The organism is Streptomyces sp. NPDC044106 (assembly GCF_056433985.1).
In genome coordinates, this window is the sequence record NZ_JBWKFZ010000008.1 from 304,944 (window position 1) to 320,431 (window position 15,488).

Here is a 15,488-nt window from a genome sequence, read left to right on the forward strand (position 1 = left end):
GGGCCGAGCTCTCAGAGGGCGCGCCGGTAACGCACTTCGCAGAGCGCCGTGTCGCCGTAGGCATCGCTCTGGGTGGCTCCGTCGGCTGCGTACCCGTGCGCGGCGTAGAAGCGGCGGGCGCGCAGGTTGTCCTGGAGCACCCAGAGCATCAGTGTGCCGAAGCGTCGGCCGGCGGCCCGGGAATGCAGGTCTTCGATCAAGGCGGTGCCGATGCCGAGGACTACCGGGCAGGTCTGCGACCCGCCGTCATCCCGCCAGTCGGGCCCCCCGGCGCCAGACGGCGCGCGTGTTGAGTGTGTCGCTGATGTTGCTGGTCGGGTCGCCGTCGACCAGTAGCAGGTCGGCTCGAAGGCCCTCGGCGATGCGGCCGCGGTCGCTGAGGTGGAAGCGGCGGGCCGTGGTCGCTGTGGCGGCGCGCAGGGCGCGGGCGGGCGTGAGGCCGGCTGCTACGAGGTACTGCAGTTCGTGGTGGAGGCTGGCCCCGTGTGCCAGGCCGCCGAAGAACGTCTCGGGCATGGAGGCGTCGGTGCCGGCCAGCACGTCCACACCGGCGGCGTCCAGCGCGCGCACCGTGTCGTACACCTCGTCGAGCTTGCCCTGCGAATAGCGGTTGTAGCTGGAGCGCAGGGTTCGGTCCCACCGGCTGTCGAGGCGGGCGGCGACGCGCGGGTCGTCGGCGAGTTCGCTGCCGGTGATGCCCATCATCGACGCGTTCAGGGTGATGCAGGGCACGACGAACATGCCCGTGTCCTTGATGAGGTCGATGATCCCTGCGGTGTGCGGCTGGTCCATGAAGACATGCGTGAGGCCGTCGACGCCGGCTTCGGCCGCCGTCCTTGTGGCCTCCACGGTCAGCGCGTGGGCCACGGTGAGCGCGCCGTACTTCTTGGCCTCCGCCACACCGGCGGCCACGGTGTCCCGGTCGAGCACCGGCAAGCCGGGGTGCCCCTCCACGCTGCCGTCGTCGATCATGAACTTGATGAAGTCGGACCCGCGGGCCAGAAGCTGCGGCACGAAGGCCGCCGCTTCCTCGGGCGTGGTGGAGAACGGCATCAGAGGCATCACCGGGGGAAGATCCCACTTCGGTCGGAAGCCCTCGGGCATCAGCTCACTCGGGTGACCGCCGGGCGGTGTGATGGCGAAGCCGGACGAACGTACGTCGGCCACCGTGTCGTCCTCGGTGATGGCCCCCCGGTTCTCCCGGGTGTTCATCCCCTGCATCTCCAGCTCGGTCGTCACCCCGAACCGCAGGGCCAGCGCCAGGGAACCCGGGGCGGAGTGGACATGGGCGTCGATGAGCCCCGGCAGCAGGGTAGCGCCGCCGCCGTCGACGACCTCGCAGTCCCGGGGAGCGGCGCCGCCCACACGAGCGATCCTCCCGCCGTCGACGACCACGGTCTGCACGCCGAGGGACTTCTCCCCGTCGAAGACCCGGGCGTTGGTGATTGCGGTGAGTGCCATGGCGGTCCGCCTCATTCCTCGTTCGTCATTACATACCGGATGCTATGTAGATAGCAGTCGGTATGCAAATGCGCGGCTGTGGCCTAGACTCAAGCGCATGAGCAGCGGGTCTTCCTCCGAGCAGCCGTCCGGCGACCTGGCGTTGGATCAGATCGGCCCGGCGCTGTCACGTCTGCGACGGCGCACACCCGCTTCCGGCAAGGACCTCTCCCGCAACCTCGTGCTCAACGTGATCGCCGACGCGCCGGGCGAGACGACCGTCGGCGGCCTCGCCGCAGAGATGGGCGTCGTCCAGCCGGTGGCCAGCCGGACCGTCGCCGCCTGCATCGAGGACGGGCTGCTGCGCCGGGTGGCGTCGCAGTTCGACGGGCGCCGCACGGTGCTCGAACTCACCGAAGAGGGCGAGGCCGAACGCAGCCGCTTCGCCGCCGAGCAGCGGGTGGCGTTCCAGGAGATCACCGCCGCCTGGTCGCCGGAGGAGCGGATCCAGTTCGCGCGCCTCCTGGTCCGCTACGGCGCCGACGCCACCGCGTGGTCGAGGAAACAGGCCGCGAGCCGCGACTGAGTCGCCGCCCTACCCCTCCTCCCGGCCCGCGCCCTCCTCCCGTACGTACAGGTGCAGGAACGAGCAGAGGCCCGCCGCGCCCGCGATGACGCACACCGCGTCGGTGACGTCCGTGCCGAACAGCTCCATCAAGTGGCGGTCGCCCGCGGCGAGGGCGACGATCTGCCCGGCCACCACGGCGCAGCCGCCCAGGAGGAAGGCGGCCAGGAGTACGCGGGTCGCGCCCGAGAGGAACGTACGGAACAAGGTGTACATGGAACTCTCCGTTTCGCGGTGCGTTCTCGGTGCGTCTCTGGGTGTTCCCCGTGCGTCACTCTCGGCCCGTGCGTCGCTCGCGCCCCCTGCGCCCCTCAGCCCGGGATCCACAGCGCGCCCACCGCTATCAGCACGCCGAACAGGTAGGACGGCACCAGGTAGTAGAGGGCGACCGGCATGAAGATGCGCGCCGGATTGATGTCGGCGATGCCCGCGGCCACGTACAGCGGGGCGGCGCCCGGTGGTGAGCACCCCTCGGAGGAGGCCCACACGATGACGGCGGCGAACGCCACATGGGCCGGGATCCCGGCGGCCATCAGCGCGGCGAAGGCGACCGGGCCGACGGCCGCGAGCGTCGAGGTGGTGTTGAGGGGGCCCGCGACGATGACGATGACCAGGCCCACCACGAGCGCCGCCACCACCGGCGGCACGCCTTCCAGGTCCTGAAGGTACGGCGCGAGCTGCTCGCCGAGGCCGAGCCGGTCAAGGACTTCCGAGGCCGCGAACGCGGACACCATCGTCACGCCCACGAGCCCCAGCTTCGGCCCGATCTCGCCCAGCATCCGCCACCAGGCACCGGCCCCGCGCGGCAGCGCCCGCCGCTCCACCAGGAGCCCCGCGATCAGCATCATCACCGGCAGCCACACCAGGAGCGGGACAGCGTCGGAGGCGTCGAGGCCGCCGAGCCGGTCCGTCGCCCAGTCGCTGCCCGGCCCCGTCGTGAGCAGGACGGGCACCGCGACGGCGGCGAGGACGAGCAACGAGGTCCAGCCCGCGCCGAACGACTGGCGCAGCGGCCTGATGTCCTGCGGCGCCATCGTGCCGACCCCCCGCCGCCGCACGATGACGTACGCGATGACGAGCCGCATCGCGACCATCCACGCCCCGGTCACGAACAGGGTGGCGACCACGTCGTGCGAGGTCAGCACGGGCATCACGGTCGGCGCTGCGAGCAGTACGAAGAAGGCGCCGCTGAACGGGAAGGTCGCGCCGACGCCCGCGTTGCCGGACAGTACGAGCGCGGCCGTCTCGCCGCTGGCCCGGGACCGCTTCATCCACGGGATGGCCAGCGAGCCGACGGTGGCGACGATCGCCGCGCCGTTGTGCGCGACGGCGCCGAACAGGCCGGAGGCGACCGTCGCCGCGTACGCGGAGCCGCCTTTGCGGCGGCCGAGCAGCGAGCTGAGAATGTCGATCATCCGCTGCACGAGTCCCGTGCGCGTGAGCAGCTCGCTGACGAAGACGAACGCGAGGGCCGCGAACGTGATCTCCGACTTCAGGCCCTCGACCAGACACTCCCGGGCCACCCGCGCCGCGTCCGCGCCCGCGAACACGGCGCTCGCGAGGAATCCGAGGATCATGGCCTCGCCGATGTTCCGCTTGAACGCCACGTTCCACACGATGATGACCCCGATGAACGCCACCAGGGCGAGGATCGCGCTCACCGCCGTGGGTCTTCCAGGCCGGCCGCGCGGTACGCCTCCAGTGCGGCGTCGCCGGTGAGATGGCGCAGCAGCGCGGCGGCCTCCGGGCGGCCGACGGCTTCCGCGCCGAGCGCGATCGACAGGTCGGTGTAGTGCTGGACGTCCTCGGGCAGCGGTCCGACGACCCGCGCCCCTGGCACGAAGCGCAGCTCGCTCAGCTGCTGCACCGCCAGATCCGCCCGGCCGTCGAGCACCGCTAGCGCGGTGAATCCCTTCTCCACCACCGTGGCACGCGAGTTGACCGCGTCCGCGATGCCGAGCCGCTCCAGGAGATCCGCGAACGCGACACCGCTCGCGCCTGTCCGGGAGTACGCCACCGAGCTCGCGGAGGTCAGCGTCCGCACGAGCGCTTCCGTGCTCGTGAGGTCCACGTCGGGGGCGCCGGGCGCCGCGGCCACCCCGATCCCCACCCGGGCCAGCGGGCGCAGCGAGGACGCGTCGAGCACCCCGGAGGCGGCCAGCTTCTCCAGCGCACCCGTCACGCCCACCAGGACGTCGGGGCGGGCCCCGGCCCCGATCCGGTCGACGAGGACGTTCGTGGGCTCGTACGTGCCGTCGATCCCGATGCCGGAGGTGCTGGTGAACGCCTCGAGGACGGTGTCGTCCAGCGCCTTCTTGATGGCCAGGGCGCTGAACAGCGCGACGGCGCGGGGGAGTCGGGAGGATCGGGCGGATCGAGGGGATCGGGCGGAAAGTTCCATGCGCTGCTCCTCGGTGAGGCGTGCGTGGTCCGTGCCGTGCAGCAAGAGGTGGATCCGTGCGGTCTGTTCCAGTTCCTCGACGGCCTCCAGGGCCCCGTCGAGCCCGGCGGCCGCCACGACGGGGCCGTGGTGGCGCAGCAGCAACGCCGCGTGCGTACGGGCCTTCTCCTCGGCGGCATCGGCGAGGCGTACGTCGCCGGGCGCGAAGTAGGGCAGCAGCGCGAGCCGTCCGACGCGCATCGCGAAGTACGCGGTGGGCGGCGGCAGCGCGTCGTCCGCGTCGAGGCCGTTCAGGCAGGACACGGCGGTGGCGTGCGTGGAGTGCGTGTGGACGACGGCGCGTGCGCCGGGGCGTGCCCGCAACACGGCCGCGTGCAGGAACGCCTCCTTCGACGGCGGGGGCCCGTCGAGATGGGTTCCGTCGGCGTCGATGACGGACAGCTCGTGCGGGGCCACGGTCGCGAGGTCGGCGCCGGTCGGGGTGATGAGGATCGCGCCGTCGTCGGTGCGCAGCGACACGTTGCCGGTGCGGCCGTGCACGAGTGCGCGGGCGGCCAGCCGTCGGGCGGTGGCGACGAGCGCCGCGCGTCCGGCCCGATGGAGGGCGAAGGAGGTCATCGGCGGGCTCCTCGGTGTGGTCCGTGCGGGGCGGGGGAGTGGGCCGTGGGTGGCGCGGAGGCGGTGGCGAGGAAGTCGGGGCCGCCGAAGTTGCCGGACTTGAGCAGCAGGGAGATCGGGGGGCCGGGCGTGGGGCGGATCCAGGGCACGCCCGGCGCCGCGGCCCGGCCGATCCAGCCGCCGGTGACGTCGAGGGCGGCCACTACGGCGCCCGACGTCTCGCCGCCCGCCGCGATCACCCGCCGCACCCCGCGCGCCACGAGCCCCGCGGCGATCCGGCCGGTGGCCTCCTCCAGATCGGCCGCCGCCCGGTCCGCGCCCAACGCGCGCTGGATCTCCCGCAGTTGCGTGGGCGGCACGGAGGAATGGAACACGGGCGCCCCTCCTGACGGCCCCGGCGGCAGTGCGTCGTACCAGTCGAGGGCGCGGGCGGCGAGTGCCGCGGGGTCCGGCTCGGCGACGGGGTCGAGCCGGTGTACGGGGCGGCCGAGGGACCGCAGGACGTCGAGCTGTTCGAGCGTGCGCGCCGAGCAGCTCCCGCACAGCACGGCCGCGGGCCAGGCGTCCAACGGATCGTCATCCTCGTCCGGGTCCCGGGCGCCGCCCGCGAGAGTGCGGGCGAGCCCCCCGGCGAGCCCGGCCGCCCCCGCGGCCAGTGGCGCGTCGGCGACGGCACGGCCGAGGACGTGCAGATCGTCCGCGGTGAGCGCGTCGGCCGGCAGATAGCGGACCCCGCGCCGGGCGGCGTCGGCGACGGCCGCGCGGACGGCCCCGGTGCCCGCGCGCACCGTCTCCCAGCGCAGGAGTCCGACCGCCCGGCCGGTCTGGGCGCCCAGGAGCCGGGGCACCGACGAGTCCGTCATGGGTGTCACCGGATGGTGGCGCATCGGGGACTCGGCCAACGGCACGCCGTTCACGAAGAGTTGACCCTCGTACTGGGTGCGGCCGTGCTGCGGCGAGCTGGGCGTCAGGAGCACCGTCGGGGCGTCCAGCGCGTCGGCGAGCGCGTCGAGGACGGGCCCGATGTTCCCGTCGGCGGTGGAGTCGAAGGTCGAGCAGAACTTGAAGTAGACCTGCCGCACCCCGTGCCCGCGCAGCCTGCGCAGCGCCGCGAGCGATTCCTCGACGGCCAGGGCGGCCGGTGCCATCCGGCTCTTGAGCGCGACGACCACCGCGTCGTGCCCGCCGGGCGCCGCCACGTCCGGGCGCGGCACCCCGAAGTACAAGAGAGTCCGCAGGCCGCTCTCCCGCAGCGCCAGGGCCACGTCACTGGCGCCGGTGACGTCGTCGGCGATCACTCCGAGCATGTGGTGGCTCCTTCCTCGAACCCATCGGGCTCCTCGATCTCGGCGCGCAGGGCGTGGGCCGCGGCGCGCGGTCCGGCGTACACCGGCAGTCGCAGGGCGGCCGACAGTTCGTCGGCCCGGGGGGCGAGCGAGTACTGGGCGAGGAGGACGGCGTCCGCTCCCGCCGGATCGGGCGGTTCACCGGGGACGGTCACCTGCCCGACGGCCTCGGTACGGGAGCCGGCGGTGGCCGCGGCCGCGCGGAAGCGGCTCAGGGAGTCCGCAAGGGCCGCGTCGAACGTGGCCAGGACGAGGACCCGGCGATGGCCGCCCGCGAGCGCCTCCGCGAACGCCGCGGAATCCGCCGCGAGGACCGGCACCCCGGCAGCGGCGCGCTCCGCCACCGGCCCGTACAGCGAACACGTGAGGAGTACGCCCCGGGCGCCGCCCCGGACGGCGTAGTCGATGAGCCGCCGCATCCGGTCCGCGAGGTCCGGGGTGAGCCCGCCCCGCGCCTCGGCGTCGGTGAGCAGCGTGTCGTCGAGCAGGTTCCAGGGGTCGGCCCGCGGAAAGGCTTCGGCGAGCCCGGCGACGGCGGGGCCGGTCGCCGCCGGTGTGGCACTGATCAGCGCGATGCGCGGACGGGCGGCGGCGGGGCGGGGGTTCGGGGCGGCGCAGGCGCTCACGACGTCACCTCCGCGGGCCACCCGAGTCCGGCGACCGTGCCGTGCGCGGGCCGGTACTCGCAGCCGATCCAGCCCTCGTATCCGCCCTCGCGCAGTTCGTCGAAGACGCGCGGCCAGCGGATCTCGCCGGTGCCCGGCTCGGTGCGGTCGGGCGGGTCGGCGATCTGGAGGTGCAGGGCGTACGGCAGACAGGCGCGCAGCGTCCGCACCAAGTCCCCCTCCGTGACCTGGGCGTGGTAGAGGTCGAGGAGCAGCCCGGCGCGCTCGGTGCCGACCGCTTCCACGACGGCCCTGGCCCCGGCCTGGGTGCGCAGGAAGTACCCGGGCGCGTCACGCTCGTTCTGCGCCTCGACGACGAGCCGGACGCCGGTGTCCCGCGCGAGATCGGCGGCCCGGACCAGATGGGTGACATAGGTGGCGAAAGCGCGCTCGGGGCCGACCTCCGGCGGTGTGACACCGGCGAGGACGTGCAGGAGTCCCGCGCCGAGTTCGGTCGCGTACTCCAGGCCGCGTTCGACCCCGGCGAGGAAGTCCGCGGTGCGCCCCGGATGGCAGGCGGTCCCCGAGCGCTCCGGCGAACCTGATTGCCCCGCTGGGGAGTTGATGAGCACTTGCCGGAGCCCCGAGCCGTCCAGCAGCGCGCGCAGCCGTGCCGGGGGATACGCATAGGGCGCGGCGTACTCGACACCGGCGAAGCCCGCGCGGGCAGCGGCGTCGAAGCGCCGCTCGAAGGGCAACTCCGTGAAGAGCCACTTCAGGTTGGCGGCGAGGAGGGGGCCGCCGGGTATCCGCAGGACGGGTGCGGGGTGCGCGGACCGGGACGGTGCCCCGCCCCGCTGAGCGGGCACCCGGCCCATGTCCCCCATCACCGCGCCCCCGCCCGGGCCGTCACGTACTCCGGGTTGACCAGGTGCTGCGGCGTGCGGTCGCGGAGTACGTCGAGTACCTGCCGGGCCGCCGCGAGGCTGGAGCGTGCCCTGGCCTCGGTCGTCGCGCCCGCGATGTGCCCGGTGACCAGGACGTTGTCGAACGCCCGCAGCGGGGAGTCCGGCGGCAGTGGCTCGTGTTCCGTCACGTCCAGGGCGGCGCCCGCGAGAGGGCCGTCGGCAAGGGCCGCGGCCAGTGCCTGTTCGTCGACGATGCCGCCCCGCGCCGTGTTGATCAGGTAGGAGCCGGGCCGCATGACGCGCAGCGCCGCGCCGTCGATCAGGTGCCGGGTCGACTCGTCGAGCGCCAGGTGCAGCGTCACGAAGTCGGCCTCGCGCAGCACCTCCGCCAGCGGCAGCACGGCCACCCCGCTCTCTTCCAGGACGGCGGGGTCCACGTGCGGATCGTGGCCGACGACGCGCATGCCGATGGCCAGGGCGAGCCCGGCGACGGTCCGCCCGATCGAGCCGAGCCCGACGACGCCGAGCGTCGCGCCCGCCAACTCCCGCCCGCTGGGCTGCGACCAGCCTCCCGCGCGCACATCGGCGACGCTCTGCGGAATGCCCCGCGCGCAGCCGATCATCAGGCCGAGGACGTGCTCGGCGACCGACTGCCGGTTGGCGCCGGGGGTGTGGGTGACGGCGATGCCACGCCGGGTGGCGGCGGCCACGTCCACGTTGTCGTATCCGGCCCCGCAGCGGCCGACGACCCGCAACCCGGGGGAGGCCGCCAGGACTTCGGCCGTGAACGGATCGGTCCCGGCGACGATGCCGACGGCCGCCGAGTGGGCGACGGCGGCACGCAAGGTCCGTGCGGGCTCGCACCGGTCGGCGGGGCGGGCGAAGGCGGTACGGAATCCGGCGTCCCGCAGCAGCCGGTCGACCTCGCCGCCGGGTTCGAGATACGCCGTGGTCACCAGCACACACGCGTCGTCATCGCGCATCGGGGATCCTCCTTGATCCATCGCTATACTATAGCGAGTGGCAAAATAGTATAGAATCATGCGGCGATCAAGAGGGGCGCGGCGCTGCGCTAAGGTCGGGCGTCGAAGGAGGCACGATGGCTACGACCCGCCCGCCCGCCCGGCAACCCCTTGCCGACAAGATGTACGAGGTGCTGCTCGGGCAGTTCATGGACGGACTCTGGTCGCCGGGCCAGTCCCTCAACATCGGGGCTCTCACCCGCGAGCTCAACGTCAGCCAGACCCCGCTCCGTGAAGCTCTCGCCCGCCTCGAACACACGGGCCTGGTGCGGCGCGAGGCTCTCAAGGGGTACCGCGTCGCCCCGCTCTTCACCGAGCGCGAACTGATCAAGCTGATGGACGCGCGCCTCGTCCTGGAACCCGCGATGGTCCACGAGGCCGCGCGCCGCACCACGCCGGAGTTCCTGGCCGAACTCAAGGCGAGCATCGACGACTTGGAGCGGTACGCGACCGCGCCCCGCTCGGCGTCCGTACGCGCCTACTGGGCCGCCGACGAACGCTTCCACCTGCGCATCGCCGCCCAGTGCGACAACCCCTTCCTGGAGACGGCGTACCGCTCCCTGGGCGGGCACGTCCAGCGCTTCCGGCTCTTCACCGAGCTGGGGTCGTCGGAGGCGGAGTCCCCGGCCCGCGAACACGGGGCCGTCCACGCGGCGATGGCGGCGGGCGACGCGGAGGGCGCGGCGAACGAGATGCGGCAGCACATCGAGAACGCCAAGGCACGGGCCCTGACCGACCGTCAGGCGGTCGGGGAGGGCTGACGGGCCGGGTGGTCGGGAAGGACTGACGGCCGGGCGGTCGGGGAGGACTGACGGCCGGGCGGTCGGGGAGGGCCGAGAGCCGGGCGGCGCGCAGCCTGTGCGCCGGCCCCGGCGGTCACCTCGGCCGTCGACGTACGTCACTCGGGGCCGCCCGCGTGCCGGTCGCCTCATCCGTCCACGTACCGGTCACCACTCCGTCCGCCGCTGTTCATGAGCCTTCGGGCAACTCCGTTCCGGGGCCCCTTGTCTAACCGGGTGACCAAAAGCACCACTGCACACGCACACCCTTAAGGGGCACTTCCGCATGCGCATTCACCGGACCATCGCGGCCACCGCCACCCTCGCTCTGACCCTCGGCACGGCCGGGTTAACGGCGTCGATCGCCCAGGCGGCCCCGTCCGCCCCGTCCGCCGCGCGGGCCACGGCCTCCGTCGTCGTCGAGGACGGCGAGCTCTGGTACAAGGCGGCACCGGGCCAGCAGAACAAGGTGACGGTCGACGAGAAGATCGAGCACCGGGGCGAGTTCGACTCGTACTACATCGTCACCTTCCACGACAGGTACGACATCGCCATCTCCGCCGACGCGGCGGCGGACGACGAGTGCGCGTACCCCGCGGCGGGCGACCGCACCGCCGTGCGGTGCGCGTTCAAGATCCCGGAGAACTCGGACGACTCCGACACCTACGACATCGACCTCGGCGACAAGAACGACACCGCGACCCTCGCGCCGGGCAGCCAGGCCTGGGCCGGGGTCTACGGCGGCAAGGGCAACGACACCATCAAGGCGTCGGCATCCGCGCTGCTGCACGGCGGCGACGGCGACGACCACCTCGACGGCGGCGGCGGCCCGTTCGGCTTCGGTCCGTGGGGCGACGCGGGCAACGACACCCTCACCCACTGCAGCCAGGACTGCTTCGGCGGCCCCGGCAACGACTCCCTGACCGGCACCGGCGAGGCGAACAACCTGCACGGCGAGGACGGCAACGACATCCTGCACGGCAAGGGCGGCGCCGACGTCCTCTACGGCGGCAAGGGCAACGACAAGCTGTACGGCGAGGCGGGTGACGACACGCTGTGGGGCAACAGCGGTGACGACGTCCTGTGGGGCGGCGCGGGCACCGACAAGCTCTCCGGCGGCCCGGGCCGCAACGAACTCCACCAGGACTGAACGGCCCCCTGAACACCGAGGTTCCCTGTCACGCACGGACCGCACGCGGGTCACCCACCGGCTTGAGCCACGGAGCCGGCGGGTGACCCCTTGTGCCCAGCGGACATGCCCTGTGAGGGCTCACACAGGCTCAAGTACGAGCAACGGAATGACGCGCCCTGACCGCATTCGGTACGTTTCGAATGGCCGGTAGACCCGCAGCAGGAGGGGCCAGAGTCTTTCCCGTTCTGCTGCGCACGCCCGCCGGGCCCGCACGTTGAGGTATTCCGATCCGATCTGCACCCGCGTATCGGGGTGGGCGCACAGGTTGTGGTACCAGGCGGGGTGTTCCGGATGGCCGCCTTTCGATGCGGCCACGACGACGCTCCCGGCGTCCCCGCGAGGTCGGCCCCCACCCCGTCCTGCGCCCGTACCTCCTCCCCAACGCCCAGGCACAGCCGCAGACCGTCAGCGCCGTCCTCGCGACCCTGCGGCGGTCCCGCAGCGGACCCGAGGACCTGGCCGCCGCGCGGGCCGCGCTCCTGGCGGTCGCTTCACCGAAGCGGCCACCCGGCCGGTGGCCTACGCCACCGTCTTCTACAGCCTGGGCACACTGGCACGCCTCCAGCCCGGCGAGACCGTGCTCATCCACGGAGCGGCCGGCGGCGTCGGTCTGGCCGCGCTGCGCTATGCGACCGCCCGCGGGGCACACGTCATCGCCACAGCGGGCAGCGACGTCAAGCGCACCTTCCTCAAAACCCTCGGGGTCACCCACGTGCTGGACTCGCGTTCCCTGGAGTTCGCCGGGCAAGTACGTTCGATCACCGGAGGCCGCGGCGTCGACGTCGTCCTCAACTCCCTGGCCGCGGAGGGCATCACCCGCGGCCTCGAACTGCTGCGGTCCGGCGGCCGGTTCCTTGAGCTGGGCAAGCGCGACTTCTACGAGAACAAACCGCTCCTGCTGAAGCCGTTCGCCAACAACATCGCGTTCTTCGGGGTCGACCTCACCAAGGTCCTGGCCGACCGGCAGCAATCCGCACAGCTTTTCGCCGACCTGGATGACCCGGCGACACGCGACATCCAGAGCCCGATCCCGCACAGCGTCTTCCCCGCGGCACGCGTCCGGGAAGCCTTCACCCTGCTCCAGCACTCCCGACACATCGGGAAGGTCGTGGTCACCTTCGACCCGCTGGACGAACAGCCGTTGGTCGAACCCCTCACCCGCGCGCCCCGGCTCAACCCGTCCGGCACCTACCTCATCACCGGGGGCACCGGCGAGTTCGGAGCCGCGACGGCCCAGTGACTCGCCGGCCTCAGCGCCCGCCACATCGCCCTGGTCAGCCGGCGCGGCCCCGACGCGCCGGAGGCGGCCGTGACCCTCGATGCCCTGCGCGAGAGGGGCGTGCGGGCCACCGCGTACGCGGCCGACGCCGCCGACCTCGATGCCATGAGCCGGGTGGTGGCGCGGCTGGACGACAGCGGGCATCCGCTGTGCGGCGTCGTCCACGCCGCCATGCATCTGGACGACGAGCAACTGCTCGACCTGGACGAGGAGCGGATCGCCGCCGTCCTGCGTCCGAAGATCGGCGGCGCCGTCGTCCTCGACCGGCTCACCCGCGACAGGGAGTTGGACCTGTTCCTGATGTACTCCTCCGCCGCGGCGACGGTCGGCAACGTCAAACAAGCTCCGTACGTGGCCGGAAACCTCTGGCTCGAAGCGCTGGTACGCAGCCGTCGCCGCCAGGGCAGGCCGGGCCTCGCCATCGCATGGGGACCACTCGCGGATACCGGATACGTCGCCCGCAACCAGCTGGGCGCCTCCCTGACAGGCCTCGGCCTGGACCTCGTCCGCACCGGCGAGGCCTTCGCCGCCGCCGAAGCACTGCTGCACCAGGGAGCGGACGTCGCCGACGTGGCCCGCTGGGACTGGGGCCGCATGCGAGGCCTGCTGTACCGGATGAACAGTCCGCGCTTCCACGGCCTGTTCGACGTCGGCGAAGCACACGGCACCAACGAACAACTGCTGCACCGGATCGGACAGCTCTCCCATGACGAGGCCCTGGCCGCCCTCACCGACAACATCACCTCGCTCGTCGCCAACGTGCTGCACACGGCCTCGCTCGGCGACGGTTCCGCCGGCACGCTCAGCACCCGTCTGTGGCGCGTCCAGAAGGGCTCCACCGTCACCGTCACCTGGGATGACAGCCCCAGCCCTCTCACCAATTGCGGGACGGACGACCCCACCAAGGGCCAGGAGTACGGGGTATCCGCCGCCGGTGCGGCCGATTCCGCGCAGACCGTCACCACGGAGGGCACCACTCGCTCCAAGCCCAGCTGGCACGAGGGGCGCTCGTACTCCTTCACGGCCGGCGAGAACAACCCGCGGATCAGCTGGACGTAATGGAAGGCGTCCGCCTGTGGCCCGCTGGTCACGCACTTCCGGGCGACGCAGGACCCGGCGCCGGTGCCGTACGACCTCAAGAAGGCGCGGCTGCCCATGCCCCAGGCGTACCGGGGACGGGCGCCGGTCGAAGCCCGGCTGGTCGTGCAGGACTGCCTGGCGGGGCCCAGGACGTGTCACTTCGAGAAGGACGAGCGCTATTCCTACCGGTACTACGACCGGCCGCGGCTGGTCGGACAGGCGTACATCAACTGCACTCGCAACGCCGTCACCGACCAACGCCCCGTCGCCTGGGAGGAGTTGCCGTACGACAACATCACGCAGTACTTCTCGCGGCACGAGAACGACACACAGAAACCGCAGCAGCAGGTGCCCGGTCCGCAGGGGTTGCAGCAGCAGGCCGAACCTAACAAGGAGCACCAGACAGACGTGCGGCAGGGGTACAAGAACATTGCGGCCCAGATCGCGGCCGGCTTCACCCCTGCCGACGGCAACCCGCTGGAGATGGCGACGAACAACCCGCTGCTCTACGGGCGCAAGGAGCAGCGGACGATGTCCGTGACCGTGCAGCCGGGTGAGGTGAGCTGGATCGAGGTGCAGGGCGCCAGGGAGCGGCTCGCCGGCACGCTGATCCACGACACCAAGCACGAGCGGATGGACGTCTTCGCCGACCTGCCGTCCGGCTCCTTCGGTGACCGCTTCTACCAGCGCACCGGCCCGATGAGCAAGGTCGAGCTGTCCCGTTGTGGCGACGCCCGTGACAACGCCCGCACTCCGGACAACTCCATCGGCGCGCCCACCCTGCGCAACGTTCACCGCCTGGTGCCGATCGGTGAGGCGCCGAAGGGCGTCACGACCCGCACCGCTCCGCTCGCCGCCGACGAGTCCCGCGCCCGGGACTGAGAGCGCCGCATGTCACCTCCTGATCTCGCAGGAACCCACAACGAAAGGAAACAGCCATGGTTCGCACCGCGCGTTCCTCCCGGCGCCGACGAGCGGCGACCCGCCGCATGCTCGTCGTGGTACCGGCTCCGTCCGCCCTCACCCTGACCGCCGCCCTGCCCTCCGCGGCGGCACCGGGAGCCGACCGGATCGGCAACTACGGCATCGAGGAGAAGCCCGAGGCGCGGGCGTTCGACGGGAAGAAGTCCTTGAAGTCGGTGCAGGAAGTGGCCTCCCTGTGCGGTCACGTCAAGCGCTACACCTGCTCGTTCAAGCTCGATCCCGAGCGCAAGCGCGAATTCACCAGCGCCGTGTACTCGGTGTCCGACGGCGCCATCAACTGCACCAGCGCGGACATTTCCATCAAGCGAACGGTCAAGCTGGAGAGCACGAGTTCCGACAACATCGGCGGTGAGATCTCCGGCAGCGCCACCATCGAGGGCACGGCCTGGACCGACAACGAGGTCAGCGGCTCGGACACCGGCGAGGTCCAGGCGCAGCAGACCCTTCAGGACGCCTCCAAGGGCAGCGCCACCACGTCGAACACCAGCAAGAGCAGTGAGACCAACCACTCGGCGCCCAAGGACAAGGGGCCCAACCAGGACTCCACTTCGGAGAGCACGGCCTCCACGAGCGCCACCGTGGAGAACACGCTGACCGGCACGGCCCAGATGACCGAGAAGGGCAGCACGACCGCGGCGTTCAAGAGCCTCATCCACCTCGCCCTGCGCGGCGCGTTCACCGCCGCGTTCAAGGGGACGTGGGAGCACACCTGGAGCATGACCAACTCCGAGGAGACCGAGGTCTCGTTCACCTTGAAGCCCAACGACGAGATCCAGTTCGGCGCGCTCAACTCCATGTCCCGCGTCGTCGGTGACCTGCACGTGGACGGCACCGGCAAGCTGGTCAAGGGCGTCACGGTGGACGGCCCCTCGACCACGAACTCCTCCACCGTCGTGGCGCAGACCTACACCAACCCGGACAAGTGCCAGAGTGTGCGCCCGTCCGGTGCCACCGCGAAGCAGCCCGACGACAACGGCGGGGACCGAAGCGTCAAACCGCGACCCGCCGCGGAACAGCGTCGGCACACCGGGACCTATGTCCTGGAGAAGGGAGACACCTGGCGCAAGATTGCCTGACCTCGAGAGACCGCGCGCGGCGGCCGGAGCCGAATGCCTCCGGCCGCCCCCTGGGGAACCGGCCGTTGCCGAAAACGTCCGGTAGCGCCGCACGGGCATGCCGCTAAACTGCTCGGGACACCACTTCCATTTC

Annotated in this window: 16 protein-coding genes and 1 pseudogene; 7 read left to right on the forward strand and 10 right to left on the reverse strand. The window is 72.0% G+C overall.

Annotation, left to right across the window (positions count from 1 at the left end):
• Window positions 1-11 precede the first annotated feature (11 nt).
• Both AC07DI_RS16855 and AC07DI_RS16860 read right to left on the reverse strand, forming a co-directional pair.
• Window positions 12-212 (reverse strand): GNAT family N-acetyltransferase, encoded by a 201-nt coding sequence (locus AC07DI_RS16855; RefSeq protein WP_478905103.1) that lies wholly within the window; start codon window positions 210-212, stop codon window positions 12-14.
• 34 nt (window positions 213-246) lie between these two features.
• The gene (locus AC07DI_RS16860) at window positions 247-1,461 is read right to left on the reverse strand and encodes a metal-dependent hydrolase family protein (RefSeq protein ID WP_478905035.1); all 1,215 of its coding nucleotides are present in this window, start codon (window positions 1,459-1,461) and stop codon (window positions 247-249) included.
• A 97-nt stretch (window positions 1,462-1,558) separates the two neighbouring features.
• Here AC07DI_RS16860 and AC07DI_RS16865 point away from each other — a divergent pair, with 97 nt between their 5' ends.
• Window positions 1,559-2,026, forward strand: a complete 468-nt coding sequence (locus AC07DI_RS16865; RefSeq protein ID WP_384248158.1) for a MarR family winged helix-turn-helix transcriptional regulator — start codon at window positions 1,559-1,561, stop codon at window positions 2,024-2,026.
• Window positions 2,027-2,035: 9 nt separating this feature from the next.
• Here the strand turns inward: AC07DI_RS16865 and AC07DI_RS16870 are convergent, their stop codons facing one another.
• From AC07DI_RS16870 to AC07DI_RS16900, 7 genes are all read right to left on the reverse strand, one after another.
• Window positions 2,036-2,281, reverse strand: a complete 246-nt coding sequence (locus AC07DI_RS16870) for a hypothetical protein (RefSeq protein WP_478905036.1) — start codon at window positions 2,279-2,281, stop codon at window positions 2,036-2,038.
• A gap of 95 nt (window positions 2,282-2,376) precedes the next feature.
• Entirely contained in the window at window positions 2,377-3,726 is a 1,350-nt protein-coding gene (locus tag AC07DI_RS16875) for a TRAP transporter large permease subunit (protein WP_478905037.1), read from the reverse strand.
• On the reverse strand, window positions 3,723-5,084 hold the full coding sequence (locus tag AC07DI_RS16880) for a class II aldolase/adducin family protein (RefSeq protein WP_478905038.1): 1,362 nt from the start codon (window positions 5,082-5,084) through the stop codon (window positions 3,723-3,725). The genes AC07DI_RS16875 and AC07DI_RS16880 overlap by 4 nt, the downstream gene beginning before the upstream one ends.
• Complete coding sequence (gene otnK, locus AC07DI_RS16885) at window positions 5,081-6,391, reverse strand: 3-oxo-tetronate kinase (RefSeq protein WP_478905039.1); 1,311 nt, start codon at window positions 6,389-6,391, stop codon at window positions 5,081-5,083. Before otnK ends, AC07DI_RS16880 begins: the two co-directional genes overlap by 4 nt.
• Window positions 6,379-7,056, reverse strand: a complete 678-nt coding sequence (locus AC07DI_RS16890; RefSeq protein WP_478905040.1) for a hypothetical protein — start codon at window positions 7,054-7,056, stop codon at window positions 6,379-6,381. The genes otnK and AC07DI_RS16890 overlap by 13 nt, the downstream gene beginning before the upstream one ends.
• Window positions 7,053-7,904: a hydroxypyruvate isomerase family protein gene (locus AC07DI_RS16895; protein WP_478905041.1), complete on the reverse strand. Its 852-nt coding sequence runs from the start codon at window positions 7,902-7,904 to the stop codon at window positions 7,053-7,055. The genes AC07DI_RS16890 and AC07DI_RS16895 overlap by 4 nt, the downstream gene beginning before the upstream one ends.
• Before the next feature lie 17 nt (window positions 7,905-7,921).
• The gene (locus tag AC07DI_RS16900) at window positions 7,922-8,926 is read right to left on the reverse strand and encodes a phosphoglycerate dehydrogenase (protein ID WP_478905042.1); all 1,005 of its coding nucleotides are present in this window, start codon (window positions 8,924-8,926) and stop codon (window positions 7,922-7,924) included.
• A 116-nt stretch (window positions 8,927-9,042) separates the two neighbouring features.
• Between AC07DI_RS16900 and AC07DI_RS16905 the strand changes: the two genes are divergently transcribed.
• Complete coding sequence (locus tag AC07DI_RS16905; RefSeq protein ID WP_384248145.1) at window positions 9,043-9,726, forward strand: GntR family transcriptional regulator; 684 nt, start codon at window positions 9,043-9,045, stop codon at window positions 9,724-9,726.
• Window positions 9,727-10,030: 304 nt separating this feature from the next.
• Window positions 10,031-10,894, forward strand: a complete 864-nt coding sequence (locus tag AC07DI_RS16910; RefSeq protein WP_384248143.1) for a calcium-binding protein — start codon at window positions 10,031-10,033, stop codon at window positions 10,892-10,894.
• 120 nt (window positions 10,895-11,014) lie between these two features.
• On the opposite strand, the gene AC07DI_RS16915 is transcribed toward AC07DI_RS16910, so the two are convergent.
• Window positions 11,015-11,329: a nitroreductase/quinone reductase family protein gene (locus AC07DI_RS16915; protein ID WP_478905043.1), complete on the reverse strand. Its 315-nt coding sequence runs from the start codon at window positions 11,327-11,329 to the stop codon at window positions 11,015-11,017.
• Between the two features lie 121 nt (window positions 11,330-11,450).
• On the opposite strand from AC07DI_RS16915, the gene AC07DI_RS16920 reads away from it, so the two are divergent.
• From AC07DI_RS16920 to AC07DI_RS16935, 4 genes and pseudogenes are all read left to right on the forward strand, one after another.
• On the forward strand, window positions 11,451-12,176 hold the full coding sequence (locus AC07DI_RS16920; protein WP_478905044.1) for a zinc-binding dehydrogenase: 726 nt from the start codon (window positions 11,451-11,453) through the stop codon (window positions 12,174-12,176).
• Between the two features lie 18 nt (window positions 12,177-12,194).
• Window positions 12,195-13,274: pseudogene (locus tag AC07DI_RS16925) on the forward strand (ketoreductase domain-containing protein); the annotation flags it as partial.
• 63 nt (window positions 13,275-13,337) lie between these two features.
• Window positions 13,338-14,177, forward strand: coding sequence for a hypothetical protein (locus AC07DI_RS16930; protein WP_478905045.1), 840 nt, complete (start codon window positions 13,338-13,340; stop codon window positions 14,175-14,177).
• Window positions 14,178-14,233: 56 nt separating this feature from the next.
• Entirely contained in the window at window positions 14,234-15,355 is a 1,122-nt protein-coding gene (locus tag AC07DI_RS16935) for a hypothetical protein (RefSeq protein ID WP_478905046.1), read from the forward strand.
• Window positions 15,356-15,488: the final 133 nt, after the last annotated feature.

Excerpts from the sequence above, each read along its gene's own strand:
- AC07DI_RS16860 (WP_478905035.1), bottom strand. The coding sequence starts at position 1,461 with ATGGCACTCACCGCAATCACCAACGCCCGGGTCTTCGACGGGGAGAAG.
- AC07DI_RS16865 (WP_384248158.1), top strand. The coding sequence starts at position 1,559 with ATGAGCAGCGGGTCTTCCTCCGAGCAGCCGTCCGGCGACCTGGCGTTG.
- AC07DI_RS16870 (WP_478905036.1), bottom strand. The coding sequence starts at position 2,281 with ATGTACACCTTGTTCCGTACGTTCCTCTCGGGCGCGACCCGCGTACTC.
- AC07DI_RS16880 (WP_478905038.1), bottom strand. The coding sequence starts at position 5,084 with ATGACCTCCTTCGCCCTCCATCGGGCCGGACGCGCGGCGCTCGTCGCC.
- otnK (WP_478905039.1), bottom strand. The coding sequence starts at position 6,391 with ATGCTCGGAGTGATCGCCGACGACGTCACCGGCGCCAGTGACGTGGCC.
- AC07DI_RS16900 (WP_478905042.1), bottom strand. The coding sequence starts at position 8,926 with ATGCGCGATGACGACGCGTGTGTGCTGGTGACCACGGCGTATCTCGAA.
- AC07DI_RS16905 (WP_384248145.1), top strand. The coding sequence starts at position 9,043 with ATGGCTACGACCCGCCCGCCCGCCCGGCAACCCCTTGCCGACAAGATG.
- AC07DI_RS16910 (WP_384248143.1), top strand. The coding sequence starts at position 10,031 with ATGCGCATTCACCGGACCATCGCGGCCACCGCCACCCTCGCTCTGACC.
- AC07DI_RS16935 (WP_478905046.1), top strand. The coding sequence starts at position 14,234 with ATGGTTCGCACCGCGCGTTCCTCCCGGCGCCGACGAGCGGCGACCCGC.